This window comes from Vibrio sp. M260121 (assembly GCF_036533715.1).
Lineage (GTDB): Bacteria > Pseudomonadota > Gammaproteobacteria > Enterobacterales > Vibrionaceae > Vibrio.
In genome coordinates this window covers 1-18,681 of record NZ_JATABF010000062.1, presented here as the reverse complement: position 1 = coordinate 18,681, position 18,681 = coordinate 1, and the positions used below count along the sequence as shown (strand labels likewise).

The window sequence follows — 18,681 nt, the reverse complement described above, 5'->3', positions numbered from 1 at the left end:
CTCGTCAGGAAATGACAATGCAAAGCCGACTTTATATCGATACATATTACAATCCGGTAAGAAGACATGGGACTCTAGGTGGAGTGAGCCCCATAGACTTTGAGCTAATGAATTAACCCCCTGTGTCTACTTTTAAGGGGTCATTCCACTTAAGAATTTTCTCGCTTCTCGCTTCTCGCTTCTCGCTTCTCGCTTCTCGCTTCTCGCTTCTCGCTTCTCGCTTCTCGCTTCTCGCTATGCGCCAGGCGGCATCGCTAAACTGTCAGCAATCAACTGAATCAAGTGGTCTTCTACAGCGAAACGTGTCTCAATGATTTCCCCAATCAAAGACATATCTTCGTCAAAATCAGCCAGTTCATCTTCGGCTGAAACATCAGAGTATTTGTCGGTAAAGTTCAGCAACGGCTCAGTAGTGAGGACGATCTTCGCGTAAGTCTGGTTTATTTCATCTGTCGCGACAAAGCCAGTGGCTTTCCACTTATCCATCACCATATCGTAGATTTTAAAGTGACCTTCAGAGATATAATCAACGAGGTGTTGGCAGAAGTGCTGAAGTTCGTCAGGGGAAGGGAGTTCAATGACATTGGATTTCGAACAAGGTTGCAGTGCTGCAAGCTTACAATATTCGACAATCAGAGATTGTCTCGTTTCCAGCCAATGGTCAATAACGTCACTGGAACCGCCCCATTGGTCTTGTGTTTGTTTGAATTTTTTTAGCATGACCATGCCCTCATGATCTGATCGCCCGTTGGCGAACGTATCCTTTGCAAAGCAAAGTTAGTAAAGTGATTACAAACTCTTGTCCTTACTAGAATTTATAGTTGCAAATTTGGCGAACGACAAACTCTGGTATGAAATTAGATTGCCAGTAAAATGAATGAACTTCAAGCAAAGGGACGCTGTAATGTTAAGAAAAGGTGAAGTTAACCGTACGAAAAACGCCTATTGGTGTGTTGTCTCAGGAAGCGATGTTTGGCTGGTGGATGGTGCTATACCATTTGGCAATGCAGAGCAGTTCTCACTGCCAGAGGCGAGTGCCAGGCAGATAGGTGAATACCAAGATGCCCCGGTGATGTGGGTAAACCTGTCGGATTTAGATCACGATTTAGAACTGGTGTCTCTGCGTGATTGTCTGCATTTCCCAGAGGCACTCTTCTTGCTGATCAGCAAAGCGATTCAATATGGGCACATGACACAAAGCCTTCGCTTTTGCCCTCAGTGTGGTGGTCGAAACTTTCTCAATAACAACCAGCTAGCGATGCAGTGTGGTGAGTGCCGTACTTTGCACTATCCGCGTATTTTCCCTTGCATCATTGTCGCTGTACGCAAAGATAACCAGATTTTGTTGGCACAGCATCCTCGTCATCGAAATGGCATGTACACCGTCATTGCGGGCTTTTTAGAGGTGGGAGAAACCCTAGAAGAATGTGTCGCTCGTGAAGTACATGAAGAAACCGGCGTACACGTTAAAAATATTCGCTACTTTGGCAGCCAACCATGGGCCTTCCCATCTAGCATGATGATGGCATTTCTTGCTGATTACGAGTCTGGTGAATTGAATCCTGATTACACTGAGCTGTCCGATGCACAATGGTTTGGCATTGACGAGATGCCGCCGGTTGCACCAGAAGGGACAATTGCTCGAGCTCTTATCGAGCAAACGCGACAAGATATCGAATCTAATTGGCTGAAAAATAGATAAAAAAAACCCTCCGAGAGGGAGGGGGTAAGTAAGATGTCGTTATGAGATGCTGAGTACCGGGTACTCAGTTTATAATTGTAGTTTTCGCTAGCGAACAAATTTTTAACACTGATACCGACTGGGTGCAAATTAAGCACTGATTTAAAAGTTAATAACTTGATCCAGGTTGCAAAGCACACCGCTATTAGCCTTAAATCAGTGATAGAATACCCCCTTTCAAAGAAAGCCTAACAATTGGAATTACGGAATGACTGAATTAAAAAATGATCGTTATCTGCGTGCCCTTCTAAAAGAGCCAGTAGATTACACGCCAGTATGGATGATGCGTCAGGCAGGTCGTTACCTACCAGAATACAAAGCAACTCGTGCGCAAGCGGGCGATTTCATGTCTTTGTGTAAGAACGCGGAGTTGGCGTCAGAAGTAACGCTTCAACCACTACGCCGTTTTCCTCTTGATGCAGCGATCTTGTTCTCTGACATCCTAACTATCCCAGATGCAATGGGCTTAGAACTTCGCTTTGCTGCGGGTGAAGGTCCGGTTTTCGATAAGCCTATCACTTGCAAAGCTGACGTAGAAAAGATCGGCCTGCCAGATCCAGAAGGCGAGCTGCAATACGTAATGAACGCAGTGCGTCAAATCCGTAAAGACTTGAACGGTGACGTTCCACTGATTGGCTTCTCTGGTAGCCCATGGACACTGGCGACTTACATGGTTGAAGGTGGTAGCTCTAAAGCGTTCACTAAGATCAAGAAGATGATGTACGCAGAACCGCAAACTCTGCACTTACTTCTAGATAAGCTAGCAGACAGCGTTATCGAGTACCTAAACGCGCAAATTAAAGCGGGTGCACAGTCGGTGATGGTATTTGATACATGGGGCGGTGTACTGACTCCTCGTGACTACAACCTGTTCTCACTGCAATACATGCACAAGATTGTAGATGGCCTGATTCGTGAAAACGACGGTCGTCGCGTACCAGTAACGCTGTTCACTAAGAACGGTGGCATGTGGCTTGAGCAAATCGCAGCAACGGGCTGTGATGCGGTAGGTCTAGACTGGACGATTAACATCGCAGACGCAAAAGCGCGTATCGGCGATAAAGTGGCTCTACAAGGTAATATGGATCCATCAATGCTTTACGCTTCACCAGAGCGTATCCGTGAAGAAGTCGCGGGTATTCTAGAAGGCTTTGGTGATGCAGGTACTGGTCACGTGTTCAACCTAGGTCACGGTATCCATTTGGATGTGCCGCCAGAAAACGCGGGTGTATTTGTGGAAGCGGTACACGAGCTATCTAAGCCTTACCACAAGTAACTTCGACTTTTTGAAATCAAATACCGGCAATCAGTGCCGGTATTTTTTTATCTCAAAATCAAGGCTGTACAGCTTTGGTAGTATTTGGCCTACCATGATCTAATTACTATCTTAACTGTACGTTAGGTATTAAAGTTTATTATAAACAAAGGCTTACCCTCATGGTTCTTGTGTGCTAATTTTCTTGTACAGATAAACAAGCAATTAGACCATGGGTAACCTAAAGCATCGAATGAACGCGTTTTTTAAGGTATGGCACAACGTCAGACTCAAACCAAGGGTTCTTCTTTAACCACAATGTGTTGCGTGGAGAAGGATGAGGAAGCGGGATAAAGTCAGGCTCCCAGTCCTGCCATTGCTGAACAGTTTGCGTGAGCGTCTTTGGTTTGTTGGTTAGATAGTACTGCTGTGAGTACAGACCAATCAGTAGCGTCAGCTCTATATTGGGCAACTGATCTAGAATCTTTTTATGCCAAGCAGGCGCGCATTCTTTACGAGGTGGCAAATCGCCTGAATTTCCTTTGCCTGGATAGCAGAATCCCATCGGGACAATAGCAATTTTGTTTGGGTCGTAGAAAGTGTCTTTGTCGATATCGAGCCATTGGCGTAACCGATCGCCGCTTGGGTCATTCCAAGGTATCGAGGTTCTGTGTACGCGCGTCCCTGGCGCTTGTCCGATGATTAGTATGCGTGCATCTTTTGCAGCTTGCACGACAGGGTTTGCGCCCAAAGGTAAATCGTCTGCGCAGATCTGGCAGGCTCGTACTTGCTTTAGCAGTGTTTCTAAAGACATAAGATGGTTAATACCCTTTATCGAAATCGACCTGATTAGTTAGAGAGAAACCGTCCCTCCAACTCAAGTAGTTGTCTGCAAAAATGTCGACTACTTGCTCAGGGAAACTTAACGCCGCGATGTGAGGAGTGATGGTTACTTGCTGAAGTTTCCAAAACGGATGTTGCGGTGAAAGTGGCTCTTGTTCAAACACATCGAGAAAAGCATGTTCCACCCAGCGATTCTTTAGTGCGAGCAACAGACCTGCATCATCAATCACATCGCCTCTTCCAACATTAAATAGCAATGCCTGATTAAGATGGCTTAACACTTCACTATTGAGCAAACGTTGCGTCTCTGGCGTGCTCGGCAGCGTATTTACCACGATATCCGCTTGGTGAAAGGCGCTGGCGAGCTCATTGATATGAAAAGTTTGATTGAATTCACCGCCAGAAGTAGGGATGCCAGTACGATTGATCCCTATGGCTTTCATGCCCATCAATTGTGCCGTTTTACCCAAATGACTGCCGATGCTGCCGGTGCCGAGAATCACCATGGTTTTGCTTTGTAGCGAGGTATACAGATGCGGCTGCCATTGTTTGCTCTGTTGCTGCTGGTGGTATTGCATAAAGTGACGGAAGTGAGCAATGCTGTAACCAATCACGTACTCAGCAATCAATGGACCAAAAATACCGCGAACATTAGTCAGGGTATAATCCCGGCGTAGATTCGGCATCATCAGAGCATTCACTCCTGCAAATGTTGATTGCACCCACTCAAGCTGTGAAAACTCGTCTAACCTTTGTGATAGTAATGGTGGATCCGCCAGTACGATCTGAGCATCTTGAGGTTTGTTTGTGATGGCCAGATCGGGCAGATTTTTCTCCGCCAGTAACGTTTCGTAGGTGTCGCGATGCTCTGAGAGCAGGAAAATCTGATTTGGATGCTGCATTAACTTTTTTCCCTGTGATGAATCAAGTACACTTTCGCTGATTTTTTCTTCAATGATTGAGTGACTATGCTTAAGAATCCTCTTCAGGTTCGTTTGGAAAAACTAGAACCTTGGCAACAAATTACCTTCATGGCGTGCCTGTGTGAACGCATGTATCCAAACTATGCGATGTTTTGTGAGAATACAGAATTTGCTGAGCCACGTGCTTACCGAGCGATTCTTGATAGTGTATGGGAAATTCTGACGGTTAAGAACGCGAAAATTAATTTCGAACGTCAATTAGAGAAGTTAGAAGAGTTGTTCCCAAGTGCAGATGAGTTCGATTTTTACGGTGTTTATCCAGCAATGGATGCTTGTCAGAGCTTGTCGACACTGCTGCATGGTCTGTTGGATCGCGACTACCTTTTCGATTCAATGCTGAAAGTGAGCCAACAGTCGGTACAAACCGTGGCTGACCTAGAACAAGCACAAGGTGCAGAGCCAATCACAAACGACAATCAAAAAGAAAATGAAGCCGTGTGTGAAGAGTGGGATGTTCAGTGGGCTATCTTCCGTCCACTGCGTGAAGCGGTAGAGCGTGACATCAGCCTGATTAAAGATTTGCGTGAAGAGCTACGCGAAGAAGCCGTGAGCAACATCGGCATTGCACTTTAATTGTTGAATAGATAAAACAAAGGCATCCATGGTGGATGCCTTTTTCATTTGTGCGTTTGAGCTGTTACGCCCAAGGCTGATTACGATTCTTTAGAGTCTGGTTTGGTTGGCTCTTGAGCTTCTGGCTCTTTGTCTTGTTTCTCCAGTTGTTCCTCTTCTTCATCGTCATCGCGGCTTTCAATTACGCCGTGCTTTTCTTTCCAGCTTTCCCAGCGTTGATAAGCCAGTTCTTGCATGTCAGTGCTCTTATCCGCTTCATCGATGATCTCTTCACCCAATAGGTGCTCAAAGATGTCTTCTAGCGTTACCAAGCCTTGTACTGTGCCGTATTCGTCAACCACAAGCGCGAGCTGCAGGCGGTGAGTCATCATCTGGTCGAACACTTTAGGTAGAGCGGTGTTGTTCAGTACCACTTGGATAGGACGCATGACCGAGCCAAGTTGTTTTTGGCCGCTGCCTGATTGTTGCAGCTTGAACAGCTCTAGACGGTGCACAAAACCAATGATGTTGTCTTTCTGCTCGCTGTAAACCAGTGGGCGAGAGAAAGGCGTCTCTTTATGCTTCTCTAGAAAGTCATTGATGGTCATGGTCGCGTCAACGCGAAATACTACTGGGCGCGGAGTCATGACTTGTGTTACTGGCACATCTTGAATACCAAGTAGGTTGCTTAGGATCTTTGATTCACCTTCCGCGAACTCACCGCTTTCTTTTGCCAGAATAGCCATAGCAGACAGCTCATCACGCATTTTTGGTGCTTCGTGGTTACGAGCTAGACGCTTAGTGATTTGCTCAGAGAACCATACGAATGGTGTTAGTGCCCATACCATCCAACGTAGCGATACCGCCGCAGATGGTGCAAGTTGGCGCCAGTAAGTTGCACCAATCGTCTTAGGTACGATTTCTGATAGAACAAGAATCGCCAGTGTCAGTACCGCAGAGAAGATACCTAGTGCTTCGCTACCGAACACTACCGCCGCTTGTGCACCTGCTGTTGCTGCACCGATAGTGTGAGCAATGGTGTTCAGGGTCAGGATCGAAGCCAGTGGTCGGTCGATGTCTGCTTTCAGTTTTTCTAACTGAGCAGAAGCAGGGTGCCCCTGTTGTTTGAGCTGCGCAATGTAGCTCGGACTGATACTAAGAAGTACCGCCTCCAGTACCGAACAGATAAACGAAATGCCGATAGCAATAGAGATATAAATGGATAACAGCAGCATAGTTGCCCTTGAATGTAATGTGATAGTCGGGATTTTAAGCGATTATAACCGCAAAAGCGCCCTATAAATCGTTCTAATTGCATTAGAAAGCAAGCGCTTTGCCCGTACAAGTAGTAACAAATTGTGAGTTATTACTCATATTATGGCTAAAACTACGTCAGAAAATCGAAAGATCGCTTACAAACCTTTGCCAGATGGGGCATTTATGTTTTAGAGTGAGATGAATTCGATAACATATGAGAAGGGAAACCTAATGAACAAGACCCAATTAATCGACTTTATTGCAGAGAAAGCAGACCTATCTAAAGCACAAGCTAAAGCTGCTCTTGAAGCAACTCTTGAGGGTGTTACTGGCGCTCTTAAAGAGGGTGACCAAGTTCAACTAATTGGTTTTGGTACATTCAAAGTAAACCACCGTGCTGCACGTACTGGTCGTAACCCTAAGACTGGTGATGAGATTCAAATCGCAGCAGCTAACGTACCTGCATTCGTAGCAGGTAAAGCGCTGAAAGAATCAGTAAACTAAGTTAAAATGCACCGAGGTATCCTGCCTCGGTGCAATTTCATGAAAAAACATCTACTCACTTCACTCCTTCTATCAAGCCTCGCTCTTGTTGGCTGTTCTTCTGTTGAAACCCCAAATCTTGACCAATTTACCCATTTCTCAGGCGGGAAAATCATGGGTGATGCAACTAGTTTATATTGGATGACAGAGCGTCTTACACGCGTCAGTACGGCAGCAGACTATGTCACGATGGGAGATTACGGCTCGTACCAGAGTGATTATCGCTGGGATGATGGTGAGCTAAGAGAGTTGATTCGAAAAGGTAAGCAACTCGATGCCAAACAAGGATTGGTGCCTTTTCAAATCCACATTCGATTCAATAAAGATGGTGACGCGGTCTATCAGCAGTACCGTGTGAATGGGAAAGTGCTGCCCTTACAGCGCGACCAGTTAGAGCGTTACAAGCAAGAGGCGAACGATGTCGTTACGTCTATCAAGAAACAATCTCGTGATGGCCAGAGCCTAATCCAAGGTTATTGGGATGGTGAAACGTTCGAAACCTGTAAGGGGCGAGAGTTTACGACGTTGGAATTCAATCAGACCCTACCTAAGTTTGTGATTGATAGATTGGCGTCAGTGGACAGTTACATTGCGTTTATTGGTAAAGAGTCGCGTAATGCGGCGACCGTTGATGAATTGCTGATGCTCAATGATGATGACTTTGATTGTGTACCACGACCAAAGTTGATCTCTGAATAGACATGGCTTCGAATTCTTTCGAAAAAGAACAATAAAAAAGGCGCTGAGTGCGCCTTTTGTCTTTTTAGCCAACTGAAGTTGTTTTTATTTTTCTTGCTCACGTGCTATCGCACGGTAGCCGATGTCGTTGCGATGGAACATGCCATCCCAACTGATCTGTTTTGCAAGCTCGTAAGCACGCTGCTGTGCTTCTGATACGCTGTTGCCAAGTGCCGTTGCACACAGAACGCGACCACCGTTTGTCACGATGTCGCCATCTTTGTTATCTGTACCAGCATGGAAGACTTTTTCGCCCTCAATTTCAACTTGTGGCAGACCCGAAATTACGTCGCCTTTGTTGTATGCGGCAGGGTAGCCGCCGGCTGCTAGCACGATACCAATTGATGCTCGTGGATCCCACTTCGATTCCGCTTGATCCAGTTTCTCGTCGATTGCTGCTAGGCAGAGTTCAACAAGATCCGATTCCATACGCATCATGATTGGTTGCGTCTCAGGATCACCGAAACGGCAGTTGTACTCGATCACTTTCGGAGTGCCGTCTTTGTCGATCATCAGACCTGCGTATAGGAAACCAGTGTAAGGGTTACCTTCAGAAGCCATGCCGCGTACCGTTGGGTAAATCACTTCTTCCATGATGCGGTTGTGGATTTCTTGTGTCACGACTGGAGCAGGAGAATATGCACCCATGCCACCTGTGTTAGGACCGGTATCTTTGTCGCCTACGCGTTTGTGATCTTGGCTGGTGGCCATTGGCAGAACGTTCTCACCGTCCACCATAACGATGAAGCTTGCTTCTTCACCATCTAGGAACTCTTCGATAACGACACGACTACCAGCATCACCAAATGCGTTGCCTGCTAGCATGTCTTTGATTGCGTCTTCCGCTTCTTCTAGTGTCATCGCTACGATAACGCCTTTACCAGCAGCAAGGCCGTCAGCTTTCACCACAATCGGCGCACCTTGTTCACGTACGTAAGTAAGAGCTGGCTCGATTTCAGTGAAGTTTGCGTAGGCACCCGTTGGGATTTGATGACGAGCAAGGAAGTCTTTGGTAAACGCTTTAGAGCCCTCAAGCTGCGCTGCTGCTTGTGTTGGGCCGAAGATTGGCAAACCTGCTTCGCGGAAAGCATCAACCACACCGATAACCAGTGGAGCTTCAGGGCCAACAATGGTTAGCTCGATAGCTTTCTCTTTTGCAAAAGCAACCAGACCTGCGATGTCTTCTACTGCGATGTTTACGTTCTCTAGTTTAGGCTCTAGTGCTGTACCTGCGTTACCTGGAGCCACGAAGATAGTCTCAACATTTGGGTTTTGCGCCGCTTTCCAACCTAGTGCGTGTTCACGACCGCCCGAACCAATGATAAGTACATTCATGTTTTAAACCTTCAATCAAAATTGATAGTAGTAGAACTAGAAAATGTTTGAGCAACACGAAAGGAGAGTGTTGCTCATCTCGGAGCGCAGCGTTCCCGTTTCCAGTAGCGAAGCGCTCTCGTATCTTTTCTTTCTAGTGGCGGAAGTGACGCATGCCAGTGAAGATCATCGCCATGCCGTGTTCGTCTGCTGCTGCGATAACTTCGTCATCACGCATAGAGCCACCCGGTTGGATAACACACTTAATGCCTGCTTCTGCAGCTGCATCGATACCATCACGGAATGGGAAGAATGCGTCAGATGCCATTACGCTACCTGCAACTTCTAGACCTTCGTCTGCAGCTTTGATACCTGCAATCTTCGCAGAGTAAACGCGGCTCATTTGGCCAGCACCTACACCGATAGTCATGTCACCTTTTGCGTAAACAATCGCGTTTGATTTCACGTATTTCGCTACTTTCCAACAGAACAGCGCATCTTTCAGCTCTTCTTCTGTTGGCTGGCGCTTAGAAACCACTTTTAGGTCGTCTAGGCTCACCATGCCTTGGTCACGGTCTTGAACCAGTAGACCACCATTCACGCGTTTCACGTCAAAGCCAGTTGTCTTAGTTGTCCATTCGCCACACTCAAGTAGACGCACGTTCTTCTTCGCTGCAACCACTTCAATCGCTTCTGCAGAAACAGAAGGTGCGATGATTACTTCAACGAATTGACGCTCAACAATAGCGGTTGCCGTTTCTGCATCTAGCTCTTGGTTGAATGCAATGATGCCGCCGAATGCAGATGTTGGGTCAGTTTGGTAAGCGCGGTTGTACGCTTCTAGGATATCCTTACCTAGAGCTACACCACATGGGTTCGCGTGTTTTACGATCACACATGCTGGCTCGTTGAACTCTTTCACACATTCAAGTGCTGCGTCAGTATCTGCGATGTTGTTGTAAGAAAGGGCTTTACCCTGGATTTGGCGAGCAGTAGAAACAGATGCTTCTTGTGGGTTTGCTTCTACGTAGAAAGCTGCGGCTTGGTGGCTGTTCTCACCATAGCGCATGTCTTGTTTTTTCTCGAACTGTTGGTTGAATGTTCGAGGGAATTTGCTCTTGTTTTCAGGAGAAGGTTCATCACCTTCTTTGTTCTCACCGTAAGATGGAACCATAGTGCCGAAGTAGTTTGCGATCATGCCATCGTAAGCCGCAGTGTGCTCAAATGCTGCGATAGCAAGGTCGAAACGGGTATCTAGAGTAAGGGATTTGTCGTTTGCATCCATCTCTGCGATTACGCGCTGGTAATCACCTGCGTTAACGACGATAGTCACGTCTTTGTGGTTTTTCGCAGCAGAGCGAACCATTGTTGGACCGCCGATGTCGATGTTCTCAACTGCATCAGCAAGCGTACAGCCTTCTTTAGCAACGGTTTCTGCGAATGGGTATAGGTTAACAACAACCATATCGATAGGGTTGATGCCGTGTTTTTCCATCACGTCATCATCTTGGCCACGACGACCCAGCACACCACCGTGAACTTTCGGGTGAAGCGTTTTAACGCGACCGTCCATCATTTCTGGGAAACCAGTGTAGTCAGAGACTTCTGTTACAGCGATGCCTTGTTCTGCAAGTAGACGAGCCGTACCACCAGTAGATAGGATATCGACACCGCGCTCAGCAAGAGCTTGTGCAAACTCAACAATACCTGTTTTGTCTGATACGCTGATAAGCGCACGGCGAATAGGACGAGCGTTGTTCATGCTTCCATTTTCCTCAAATTCACGGAGTTAAAGATGTTTGCCAAAAATGAACTTGTTTTTACCTCTTGGGGTAAAATATTGGCCAGTTTTGGTAAAGACCTTTGCGGGGCGTTTTCATGCTTAGAAAACAGTCTCCACTATTTGATGGCGCGTATTCTAACCAATTTATTACAAAAAAGCTCGCGCAATCGTTTGGCATCTCAAAAATAATTGCAAAAAACTCGATCTTTGGCTTTAAAAGTAACGAGATAGTTAATAAGGAAAGTTATGTTTCAGATAGGTGAACTGGCGAAACGCTGTGGTGTGACTGCCGATACACTGCGATTCTATGAGAAAAATGCGCTCATTAAACCCGCAGGACGAAGTGATTCGGGCTATCGCCTGTATAACGAAGAGAACCAAAAGCAGGTGCGTTTTATTCTCAAAGCGAAAGAGCTTGGCTTGAGCTTAGATGAGATCAAGGAACTTCTAGGGATCAAATTAGAGGCAACAGAACACAGCTGTGCGGAGGTAAAAGCCATTACTTCTGCAAAGTTAACTTTAATTGATGAGAAGATTGCTGAACTAACTAAAATTCGCACGGCATTAAAGAAGATAAACGACGCGTGTTGTGGTCATAACAACGACGATGCAAGCCACTGCTCGATTTTGGCAGCCCTTGAATAGTCTCACTTTTGCATCATTTAATTTAAGTTTGCATTTTTGGCGGCTTGCTTTTCTAGGTTCAAGCCGTATTCCCACCTATAATCTCGGCTTTAGTCGACTGTAAGAATGTGTAGTTCTATCTATTCCTAAAGCGACGCTGTCTATCAGATACGAGAGTTTTCATACATGGTTGGAGTCTATTTTCAAATCAATGACTGGGTTTTGAGCGTTGATGAAAATAAGCTGTATCGACAAGACAGGGAAGTTACCGTTGAGCCACGCTTAATTAATTTGCTGCATTTTCTTGCTGAGCACGCTAGTGAAGTGTTCAATCGCGAAGAGCTGATCCAATACGTTTGGGCGGGCGCGATTGTGACGGATCAAGTCGTAACACAGTCGATCTTCGAACTGCGCAAACTTCTGCGAGATGGTCGAGAAGAAAACATCAGCTACGTGATCACTGTGCCTAAGCGTGGTTACAAGCTGGTAGCGAATGTGACCCCAATGACACACGAGGAATTCCTTGCAAGTCGTCATTGCAATGCCGAAATCCTTCCCCCTATTGTTGAAGAAGCAGAAGAGGAACAGCCCGAGGCGCCTGTACCATCCATTGCATTTCCTGCCGGACCATTAACTCGCGCTGTGTGCGAGATGTCGAAAGAAAAAAAAGCGCCGCGTAAACCAAATAAGATTAGCCCTTGGCGACTGGGATTAATGAACTTCATTTGGATCAGTATTTTGGTTGTGGTGATGGGCGTGTTTACCTACAAGCAATCAGAAGTGCGCATTACGCAAGCTATTGATACTCACCTTATCGAATTCAAGTTTCAGGATAACTTCAGCAAAGAAGGCCGCAGCTATGACTTAGCTGACGGGTTTGCACAGAAGTTGATGGCAGATGTAGCTCAAGTCAGTGATTATCGAGTGATGCTGAAAAAGGCGACCTTTACGACGGGTATTGTGCCGGGGAAATCTGTGGTGGTACGTGTTAAAGAAAACGACGGTGGCAGCTTCCTTGAGGTGGAATATCGCAATAACTCCTCCGAAAAGGTTTTGTTCAGCCGCCAATACGCGTTAACCAATAGCCATTTGAAGTCGGTTATGCAACAAGCCTCTCTAGATTTGATGCGCGCACTAAAAGTGCCAGATGCAAAATTAAAATCCAAGGTGCTGGTGGCGGGTATGCCAATGAACCCAGACGCATTGGAGCTGTTTGTTGAGGCAAACCACTACTTGAATGTGTCGGATGCGAATCAATTCCAGCACGGTATCGACTTGATGGAGAGAATTCTCGAGATTGAACCGGATAACGCTTATGTACAAGCTGAGCTGTTGATTGCCTATCATGTGCAAAAGGCGCTTGATCCTGCATTGGAGCTGAGAAAAGGCAGAGTTCAGCAGTTGAGTGAGAAATTGGAAACCAATTCAAAGATGATGGTGGGACCAATTCAGCCACGTATTTATGAAGCGTTAGCGCTGCATGAGACCATTGCAGGTGACATCGATTTGGCTAAGCAGCATTTGAATCAAGCTCTCGAGGTTCGAGACTCAGTTCTGTCTTATGTCATTAGAGGCAAGCACGCGGAATTGGATGGTGATTTGGATTGGGCAAGTGAGTCTTACAGTGAGGCATTCTATATAGATACATCTGTAGAGACCTATTTGCTGTGCGAAAACTTGGTCTTTCCAAGCAATATGAAGGCGATTGATTACGCCATGTATCGAGCAGTGCACCCTTCTGTGGTTCGTATGTTGTAGTAAGCCCTCTTTTATCAATCAGAGACACTTAGCCCTTCACTTCGGTGAGGGGCTTTTTTGTCTCTACGTTATTAAATCGCTATCTTCTTACTTTTTGAATAGAGCTTGCTTTACAGGGGGGGTAGGCTTTTCATTCTATCTTCTATCTTCTATCTTCTATCTTCTATCTTCTATCTTCTATCTTCTATCTCACCATCTTTGTATTTTGCTTGTGTTTATTAATGAGCGGCTCTTATCGAGTTTTTGCTAGATCTACCTTTTTTCCCCATTGCTCTACCTTTGGTTTGTGTACTTATTGTCTGTCACAACCACACTGTTGTTTATGTGTACTTACGTTGGTATCTATGCAGAACGAGGGGAAAAGAAGAGGGAAGTTTGATGTAAGTCAACGGAGCAATAAAGGTAGGAAAAAGCGGCGTCAACAGTTTGGGTAATTAGCCATGGTTTCTTTTGATGTTGATAGAGGTTGATAAGCTTGATGGAAAATTTGTTGAGGTTGATGTTTTTAGGTTTCCGATAAGAGCGTTTGATGTTATTGGGCTAACCTTCTGTATTTATTGGTTTTATATTTTTGTGTTTATAAGGTTTGTCTCAACTTTATACCGATGGGCTAATTGTTTTATTGATAACGCCAAGTTTATTTTTTTCCCAGTTTTTGGGCGTAGTCTTCACTTCGAAATTTAGCGAGGTCGAGCAGATTCCTCCTCATAGCATCTCGCTAATAACCATTCAGTTTGAGTCATGTTGACTCGAGTAGAATAGATTTGGAGATGTTATGTCATCGAATGCGAAAAAAATCGGCCTTATTGCCTGTACGGGTGTCGTAGCCGGTAACATGATGGGTAGTGGTATTGCACTATTACCTTCTAGTCTTGCCTCTGTAGGCTCTGTTTCAATCTTCAGTTGGCTGATCTGTTTGGTCGGTGCACTGAGTCTGGCGTTCGTTTACGCTCGTCTGGCAACCAAAAACCCACAAGAAGGTGGTCCTATCGCTTATGCTGGCGAAGTGTCTCCGGTATTTGGTTTCCAAACGGGCGTTCTTTATTACCACGCGAACTGGATTGGTAACCTGGCTATTGCCATTACAGGTGTTTCTTACCTTTCAGTATTCTTCCCTGTGCTTAATAACCCAATCCCAGCAGGTATTGCGACGATTGCATCGGTATGGATCTTCACTTTCGTCAACCTACTTGGTGGTAGCTGGGTAAGCCGTCTATGTACGCTTGGTCTAGTTCTTATCCTTATCCCAGTTGTTGGTACAGCTGCATTTGGTTGGACGCACTTCGATACTGCGCTTTACAGCCAAAACTGGAACGTATCAGCAGGCACTGACAGCCACGCGGTAGTAACAGCGGTTCTTATCTGTCTATGGTCATTCGTAGGTGTGGAATCAGCAGCGGTATCTACTGGTATGGTAGAAAACCCTAAACGTACTGTACCACTAGCAACTATGTTGGGTACTGGTATCGCAGGTGTGATTTACATCCTATCAACTCAAATGATCAGCGGCATGTTCCCAGCGTCAGAAGTTGCGGCATCAGGTGCGCCATTTGCACTAGCAACCACTGAGCTATTCGGTAGCTGGACAGCACCATTCGTATCAGCATTCACAGCGCTAGCATGTTTCACTTCGCTAGGTTCTTGGATGATGCTAGTGGGTGAAGCAGGTAAACGCGCAGCAAACGACGGCAACTTCCCTAAAATCTACGGCGAAACTGACAAAAACGGTGTGCCTAAGAAAGGTCTAATCCTTGCGTCAATCAAGATGACTGCACTGATGGTTGTACTGATGTTCTTCAGCTCTAAAACAGCACACGCATCAGACCTATTCAACCAGCTAACAACTGACGCAGTTCTACTAACTATGCTGCCTTACTTCTACTCAAGCATTAACTTGATTCGCTTCGAAGGTATGACAACACGCAACGGCTTCGTAATGCTGTTCTCTGGTGTGGCTTGTCTGTTCTGCTTCATCGCACTAGCAGGTGCAGAGGGCGGTACGCTAACAGCAACCTTCATCGTGTCTCTAGTTATCTTGATGTTCTACAGCAAAAAAGCAGGTCTTGCTCAGTACGTGAAAATGCACGCTGACGACATGCCTGCCCAAGCAAGCAACTAATCCCCAAAACGCTGGCACTAAGGTGCCAGCCCATAAAACCCAAATTCACGCGGCGCTCACCTTACTCATTGCCTGTAAATGGCAAAGAGCGCCCTCATTCGCCTTGGAGATGTCCAAATGAATATATTCGCTATCTTGAACCACATGGGTGTGTTCTTTAAAGAAGAGCCAGTTCGTCAACTTCACGCTGCTCTTGAGAAAGCGGGCTACGAAGTGGTTTACCCAGTAGATGATAAAGACTTGATCAAAATGATTGAGATGAACCCTCGCATTTGCGGTGTGCTGTTCGACTGGGATAAATACTCACTAGAGCTATGTGAACGTATCAGCCAAATCAACGAAAAACTGCCTGTTCACGCATTTGCTAACGAACAGTCTACTCTAGACATTTCACTAACAGACCTACGTCTAAACGTGAGCTTCTTCGAGTACGCTTTAGGTATGGCTGACGACATCGCTATCAAAATCAACCAAGCGACTGAGGCATACAAAGATGCCATCATGCCTCCATTCACTAAAGCGTTATTCAAATACGTAGAAGAAGGTAAATACACCTTCTGTACTCCAGGTCACATGGGCGGTACTGCATTCCAGAAAAGCCCTGCTGGTAGCATCTTCTACGATTTTTACGGTCCAAACACATTTAAAGCGGACGTATCAATCTCAATGCCTGAGCTAGGCTCTCTACTAGACCACTCAGGTCCACATAAAGATGCAGAAGAATACATTGCACGTACATTCAATGCAGACAGCTCGTACATCGTAACTAACGGTACGTCTACATCGAATAAAATCGTTGGTATGTACTCAGCGCCTGCAGGCAGCACAGTACTGATTGACCGTAACTGTCACAAGTCTCTGACTCACCTAATGATGATGAGCGACGTGACACCAATCTACTTCCGCCCAACTCGTAACGCATACGGCATCCTTGGTGGTATTCCACAAAGCGAATTCAGCCGAGATGTCATTGCTGAGAAAGTGGCGAAAACACCAGGTGCAACAGCACCAACTTACGCGGTAGTGACTAACTCAACTTACGATGGTCTGTTGTACAACACACAATTCATCAAAGAATCGCTAGATTGTAAACACATCCATTTCGACAGTGCTTGGGTGCCTTACACTAACTTCAACCCAATTTACGAAGGTAAATGTGGTATGAGTGGTGAAGCGATGCCAGGCAAAGTGTTCTACGAAACACAATCAACACACAAACTGTTGGCAGCGTTCTCACAAGCTTCAATGATTCACGTGAAAGGTGACTTTGATAAAGAATCTTTCAACGAAGCATTCATGATGCACACTTCAACTTCACCTCAGTACGGCATTGTTGCTTCTACTGAAACTGCAGCGGCAATGATGCGCGGCAACACTGGTAAGAAGTTGATGCAAGACTCTATCGATCGCGCAATCCGCTTCCGTAAAGAGATCAAACGCCTAGAAGCAGAAAGCGACAGCTGGTTCTTCGATGTATGGCAACCAGAAAACATCGATACCACAGAATGTTGGAAACTAGACCCTAGCGATACATGGCACGGCTTCAAGAACATGGATGACAACCACATGTATCTTGACCCAATCAAAGTAACGCTACTGACTCCAGGGATGAATAAAGAAGGCGAACTAGAAGAATCAGGTATTCCTGCTTCGCTGGTGGCTAAATTCCTAGATGAACGCGGCATCGTGGTAGAGAAAACAGGTCCATACAACTTGTTGTTCCTATTCTCAATCGGTATCGACAAATCAAAAGCAATGCAGTTGCTACGCGGTCTAACTGAATTTAAACGTGGCTACGACTTGAACTTAACCATTAAGAGCTTCCTACCTTCGCTATACAACGAAGACCCAAGCTTCTATGAAGGTATGCGTGTTCAAGCACTAGCACAAGCAATTCACAACCTAACTAAGAAATACAACCTACCAGAGCTAATGTACAAAGCGTTCGATGTTCTTCCTGAAATGAAAGTAACACCACACGCAGCATGGCAAGAAGAGCTTCGCGGTAACGTAGAAGAAATCAAACTGGAAGAAATGGTTGGCCGCGTAAGTGCGAACATGATTCTTCCTTACCCTCCAGGTGTGCCACTAGTACTTCCTGGTGAAATGGTGACTCAAGAGTCTCGCCCTGTGCTGGACTTCCTAGAGATGCTTTGTGAGATCGGTGCGCATTACCCAGGTTTCGAAACCGACATCCACGGTCTATACCAACAAAAAGATGGTAGCTACACCGTAAAAGTATTGAAGAACTAAGTTCCTCTCGAAGATGACGTCATTGGGAATGCAAGCATGCTCCACTCTTACGAGCTCAATGCGTCATCGAACAATAACGACATTTAGATATACCCCTAACTAATCTGTCGTAAAGAGAAGGGCAAGGATGCTCTGATCTTTTCTTCTATATATAGAAGAAGCACTTTTCCAAGACTTCACCTGAAGCATCCTAAATAAAAAGCAAAGACCAAAGAGCAGTTCGTCATCGTTCTGCTCTTTTTTTTCGCCTTTATATAGATAGAAAGAGAAAAAAGAGCCAAGAGAGATAAGATCAGCAACCGAAATCACAAAGAAATCGGCGATCTTTTAATGCAGAAGTCAGGTGTTTCATCATGAAAAGATCCTCTGCAACCCGAAATATTAGACAAGATCGTTGAGTATCTATGCAGAATGCTCGTTATTTGTTCGGTTGAAAGTTTTTTTGCAAAAAACGCTTGTGCTAATTTCTCAACCTCCTATACTGCGCATCCACCGACACGGAGTGAGACGAAAGTCACACAGCGAGTCGGGAAGAGAGAAAAAAGAATTTGAAAAAATGCTTGACTCTCTCACGGTGTGAAGTAAGATACGCACCCCTAACGACGAGCGACTAAGTTGCTGAAAATGTTAGAAAAGCTCTTTAAAAATAAGAACCTATCAATCTGTGTGGGCACTCGTTGATGATAATCCAATTAGGTATTTCTTTCTTAACGGAAAGCGGTATCAAATTAGGTTTCAATGATACGAAGTGACCATTGAGTCGAAAGACTCAGCACAGTCAATTCAAACATTACTTATGTAATGTTCAGTATTCATTGAGCCGAACAAAATCTTAAATTGAAGAGTTTGATCATGGCTCAGATTGAACGCTGGCGGCAGGCCTAACACATGCAAGTCGAGCGGAAACGAGTTATCTGA

General features: G+C 45.5%; 16 protein-coding genes and 1 rRNA gene. 11 read left to right on the top strand and 6 right to left on the bottom strand.

The window, feature by feature from the left end; all coding sequences use genetic code 11:
- Positions 1 to 234 precede the first annotated feature (234 nt).
- Positions 235 to 726 carry an Rsd/AlgQ family anti-sigma factor gene (locus QTO06_RS23445; protein ID WP_005434886.1) on the bottom strand — a complete coding sequence of 164 codons (492 nt, stop codon included), beginning with the start codon at positions 724 to 726 and terminating at the stop codon, positions 235 to 237.
- Positions 727 to 904: 178 nt separating this feature from the next.
- On the opposite strand from QTO06_RS23445, the gene nudC reads away from it, so the two are divergent.
- The gene (gene nudC / locus QTO06_RS23440; RefSeq protein ID WP_331410056.1) at positions 905 to 1,702 is read left to right on the top strand and encodes an NAD(+) diphosphatase; all 798 of its coding nucleotides are present in this window, start codon (positions 905 to 907) and stop codon (positions 1,700 to 1,702) included.
- A gap of 247 nt (positions 1,703 to 1,949) precedes the next feature.
- A complete protein-coding gene (hemE, locus tag QTO06_RS23435; protein ID WP_005433634.1) occupies positions 1,950 to 3,017 on the top strand; it encodes a uroporphyrinogen decarboxylase in 1,068 nt (355 codons plus the stop codon).
- Positions 3,018 to 3,237: 220 nt separating this feature from the next.
- Here hemE and QTO06_RS23430 read toward each other — a convergent pair whose 3' ends face one another.
- Both QTO06_RS23430 and QTO06_RS23425 read right to left on the bottom strand, forming a co-directional pair.
- The gene (locus tag QTO06_RS23430; RefSeq protein ID WP_162093866.1) at positions 3,238 to 3,810 is read right to left on the bottom strand and encodes a uracil-DNA glycosylase family protein; all 573 of its coding nucleotides are present in this window, start codon (positions 3,808 to 3,810) and stop codon (positions 3,238 to 3,240) included.
- Between the two features lie 7 nt (positions 3,811 to 3,817).
- On the bottom strand, positions 3,818 to 4,741 hold the full coding sequence (locus tag QTO06_RS23425; protein WP_285337817.1) for a D-2-hydroxyacid dehydrogenase: 924 nt from the start codon (positions 4,739 to 4,741) through the stop codon (positions 3,818 to 3,820).
- 66 nt (positions 4,742 to 4,807) lie between these two features.
- Here QTO06_RS23425 and QTO06_RS23420 point away from each other — a divergent pair, with 66 nt between their 5' ends.
- Positions 4,808 to 5,395: a YjaG family protein gene (locus tag QTO06_RS23420; RefSeq protein WP_005434878.1), complete on the top strand. Its 588-nt coding sequence runs from the start codon at positions 4,808 to 4,810 to the stop codon at positions 5,393 to 5,395.
- An 80-nt stretch (positions 5,396 to 5,475) separates the two neighbouring features.
- Here QTO06_RS23420 and QTO06_RS23415 read toward each other — a convergent pair whose 3' ends face one another.
- Positions 5,476 to 6,609, bottom strand: coding sequence for a hemolysin family protein (locus QTO06_RS23415; RefSeq protein WP_331410052.1), 1,134 nt, complete (start codon positions 6,607 to 6,609; stop codon positions 5,476 to 5,478).
- Positions 6,610 to 6,862: 253 nt separating this feature from the next.
- Between QTO06_RS23415 and hupA the strand changes: the two genes are divergently transcribed.
- On the top strand, positions 6,863 to 7,135 hold the full coding sequence (hupA, locus tag QTO06_RS23410) for a nucleoid-associated protein HU-alpha (RefSeq protein WP_005433627.1): 273 nt from the start codon (positions 6,863 to 6,865) through the stop codon (positions 7,133 to 7,135).
- Positions 7,136 to 7,174: 39 nt separating this feature from the next.
- The gene (locus QTO06_RS23405) at positions 7,175 to 7,873 is read left to right on the top strand and encodes a DUF1481 domain-containing protein (RefSeq protein WP_010650823.1); all 699 of its coding nucleotides are present in this window, start codon (positions 7,175 to 7,177) and stop codon (positions 7,871 to 7,873) included.
- 84 nt (positions 7,874 to 7,957) lie between these two features.
- Here QTO06_RS23405 and purD read toward each other — a convergent pair whose 3' ends face one another.
- Both purD and purH read right to left on the bottom strand, forming a co-directional pair.
- Positions 7,958 to 9,247, bottom strand: coding sequence for a phosphoribosylamine--glycine ligase (purD, locus tag QTO06_RS23400; protein ID WP_331410050.1), 1,290 nt, complete (start codon positions 9,245 to 9,247; stop codon positions 7,958 to 7,960).
- A 133-nt stretch (positions 9,248 to 9,380) separates the two neighbouring features.
- Positions 9,381 to 10,988, bottom strand: coding sequence for a bifunctional phosphoribosylaminoimidazolecarboxamide formyltransferase/IMP cyclohydrolase (gene purH / locus QTO06_RS23395; RefSeq protein WP_331410049.1), 1,608 nt, complete (start codon positions 10,986 to 10,988; stop codon positions 9,381 to 9,383).
- Between the two features lie 33 nt (positions 10,989 to 11,021).
- On the opposite strand from purH, the gene QTO06_RS23390 reads away from it, so the two are divergent.
- The 6 genes from QTO06_RS23390 to QTO06_RS23365 form a co-directional block, all read left to right on the top strand.
- Positions 11,022 to 11,198 carry a hypothetical protein gene (locus tag QTO06_RS23390; protein WP_005533821.1) on the top strand — a complete coding sequence of 59 codons (177 nt, stop codon included), beginning with the start codon at positions 11,022 to 11,024 and terminating at the stop codon, positions 11,196 to 11,198.
- 57 nt (positions 11,199 to 11,255) lie between these two features.
- Positions 11,256 to 11,654: a Zn(2+)-responsive transcriptional regulator gene (zntR, locus tag QTO06_RS23385; RefSeq protein WP_005433620.1), complete on the top strand. Its 399-nt coding sequence runs from the start codon at positions 11,256 to 11,258 to the stop codon at positions 11,652 to 11,654.
- Between the two features lie 165 nt (positions 11,655 to 11,819).
- Positions 11,820 to 13,391, top strand: coding sequence for a lysine decarboxylation/transport transcriptional activator CadC (gene cadC, locus QTO06_RS23380; protein WP_331410047.1), 1,572 nt, complete (start codon positions 11,820 to 11,822; stop codon positions 13,389 to 13,391).
- Between the two features lie 775 nt (positions 13,392 to 14,166).
- On the top strand, positions 14,167 to 15,510 hold the full coding sequence (gene cadB / locus QTO06_RS23375) for a cadaverine/lysine antiporter (RefSeq protein WP_005434864.1): 1,344 nt from the start codon (positions 14,167 to 14,169) through the stop codon (positions 15,508 to 15,510).
- 117 nt (positions 15,511 to 15,627) lie between these two features.
- Positions 15,628 to 17,763 carry a lysine decarboxylase CadA gene (locus QTO06_RS23370; RefSeq protein WP_331410046.1) on the top strand — a complete coding sequence of 712 codons (2,136 nt, stop codon included), beginning with the start codon at positions 15,628 to 15,630 and terminating at the stop codon, positions 17,761 to 17,763.
- An 834-nt stretch (positions 17,764 to 18,597) separates the two neighbouring features.
- A 16S ribosomal RNA gene (locus QTO06_RS23365) occupies positions 18,598 to 18,681 on the top strand; the annotation flags it as partial.

Excerpts from the sequence above, each read along its gene's own strand:
- QTO06_RS23445 (WP_005434886.1), bottom strand. The coding sequence starts at position 726 with ATGGTCATGCTAAAAAAATTCAAACAAACACAAGACCAATGGGGCGGT.
- nudC (WP_331410056.1), top strand. The coding sequence starts at position 905 with ATGTTAAGAAAAGGTGAAGTTAACCGTACGAAAAACGCCTATTGGTGT.
- hemE (WP_005433634.1), top strand. The coding sequence starts at position 1,950 with ATGACTGAATTAAAAAATGATCGTTATCTGCGTGCCCTTCTAAAAGAG.
- QTO06_RS23430 (WP_162093866.1), bottom strand. The coding sequence starts at position 3,810 with ATGTCTTTAGAAACACTGCTAAAGCAAGTACGAGCCTGCCAGATCTGC.
- QTO06_RS23425 (WP_285337817.1), bottom strand. The coding sequence starts at position 4,741 with ATGCAGCATCCAAATCAGATTTTCCTGCTCTCAGAGCATCGCGACACC.
- QTO06_RS23420 (WP_005434878.1), top strand. The coding sequence starts at position 4,808 with ATGCTTAAGAATCCTCTTCAGGTTCGTTTGGAAAAACTAGAACCTTGG.
- QTO06_RS23415 (WP_331410052.1), bottom strand. The coding sequence starts at position 6,609 with ATGCTGCTGTTATCCATTTATATCTCTATTGCTATCGGCATTTCGTTT.
- hupA (WP_005433627.1), top strand. The coding sequence starts at position 6,863 with ATGAACAAGACCCAATTAATCGACTTTATTGCAGAGAAAGCAGACCTA.
- QTO06_RS23405 (WP_010650823.1), top strand. The coding sequence starts at position 7,175 with ATGAAAAAACATCTACTCACTTCACTCCTTCTATCAAGCCTCGCTCTT.
- purD (WP_331410050.1), bottom strand. The coding sequence starts at position 9,247 with ATGAATGTACTTATCATTGGTTCGGGCGGTCGTGAACACGCACTAGGT.
- purH (WP_331410049.1), bottom strand. The coding sequence starts at position 10,988 with ATGAACAACGCTCGTCCTATTCGCCGTGCGCTTATCAGCGTATCAGAC.
- QTO06_RS23390 (WP_005533821.1), top strand. The coding sequence starts at position 11,022 with ATGTTTGCCAAAAATGAACTTGTTTTTACCTCTTGGGGTAAAATATTG.
- zntR (WP_005433620.1), top strand. The coding sequence starts at position 11,256 with ATGTTTCAGATAGGTGAACTGGCGAAACGCTGTGGTGTGACTGCCGAT.
- cadC (WP_331410047.1), top strand. The coding sequence starts at position 11,820 with ATGGTTGGAGTCTATTTTCAAATCAATGACTGGGTTTTGAGCGTTGAT.
- cadB (WP_005434864.1), top strand. The coding sequence starts at position 14,167 with ATGTCATCGAATGCGAAAAAAATCGGCCTTATTGCCTGTACGGGTGTC.
- QTO06_RS23370 (WP_331410046.1), top strand. The coding sequence starts at position 15,628 with ATGAATATATTCGCTATCTTGAACCACATGGGTGTGTTCTTTAAAGAA.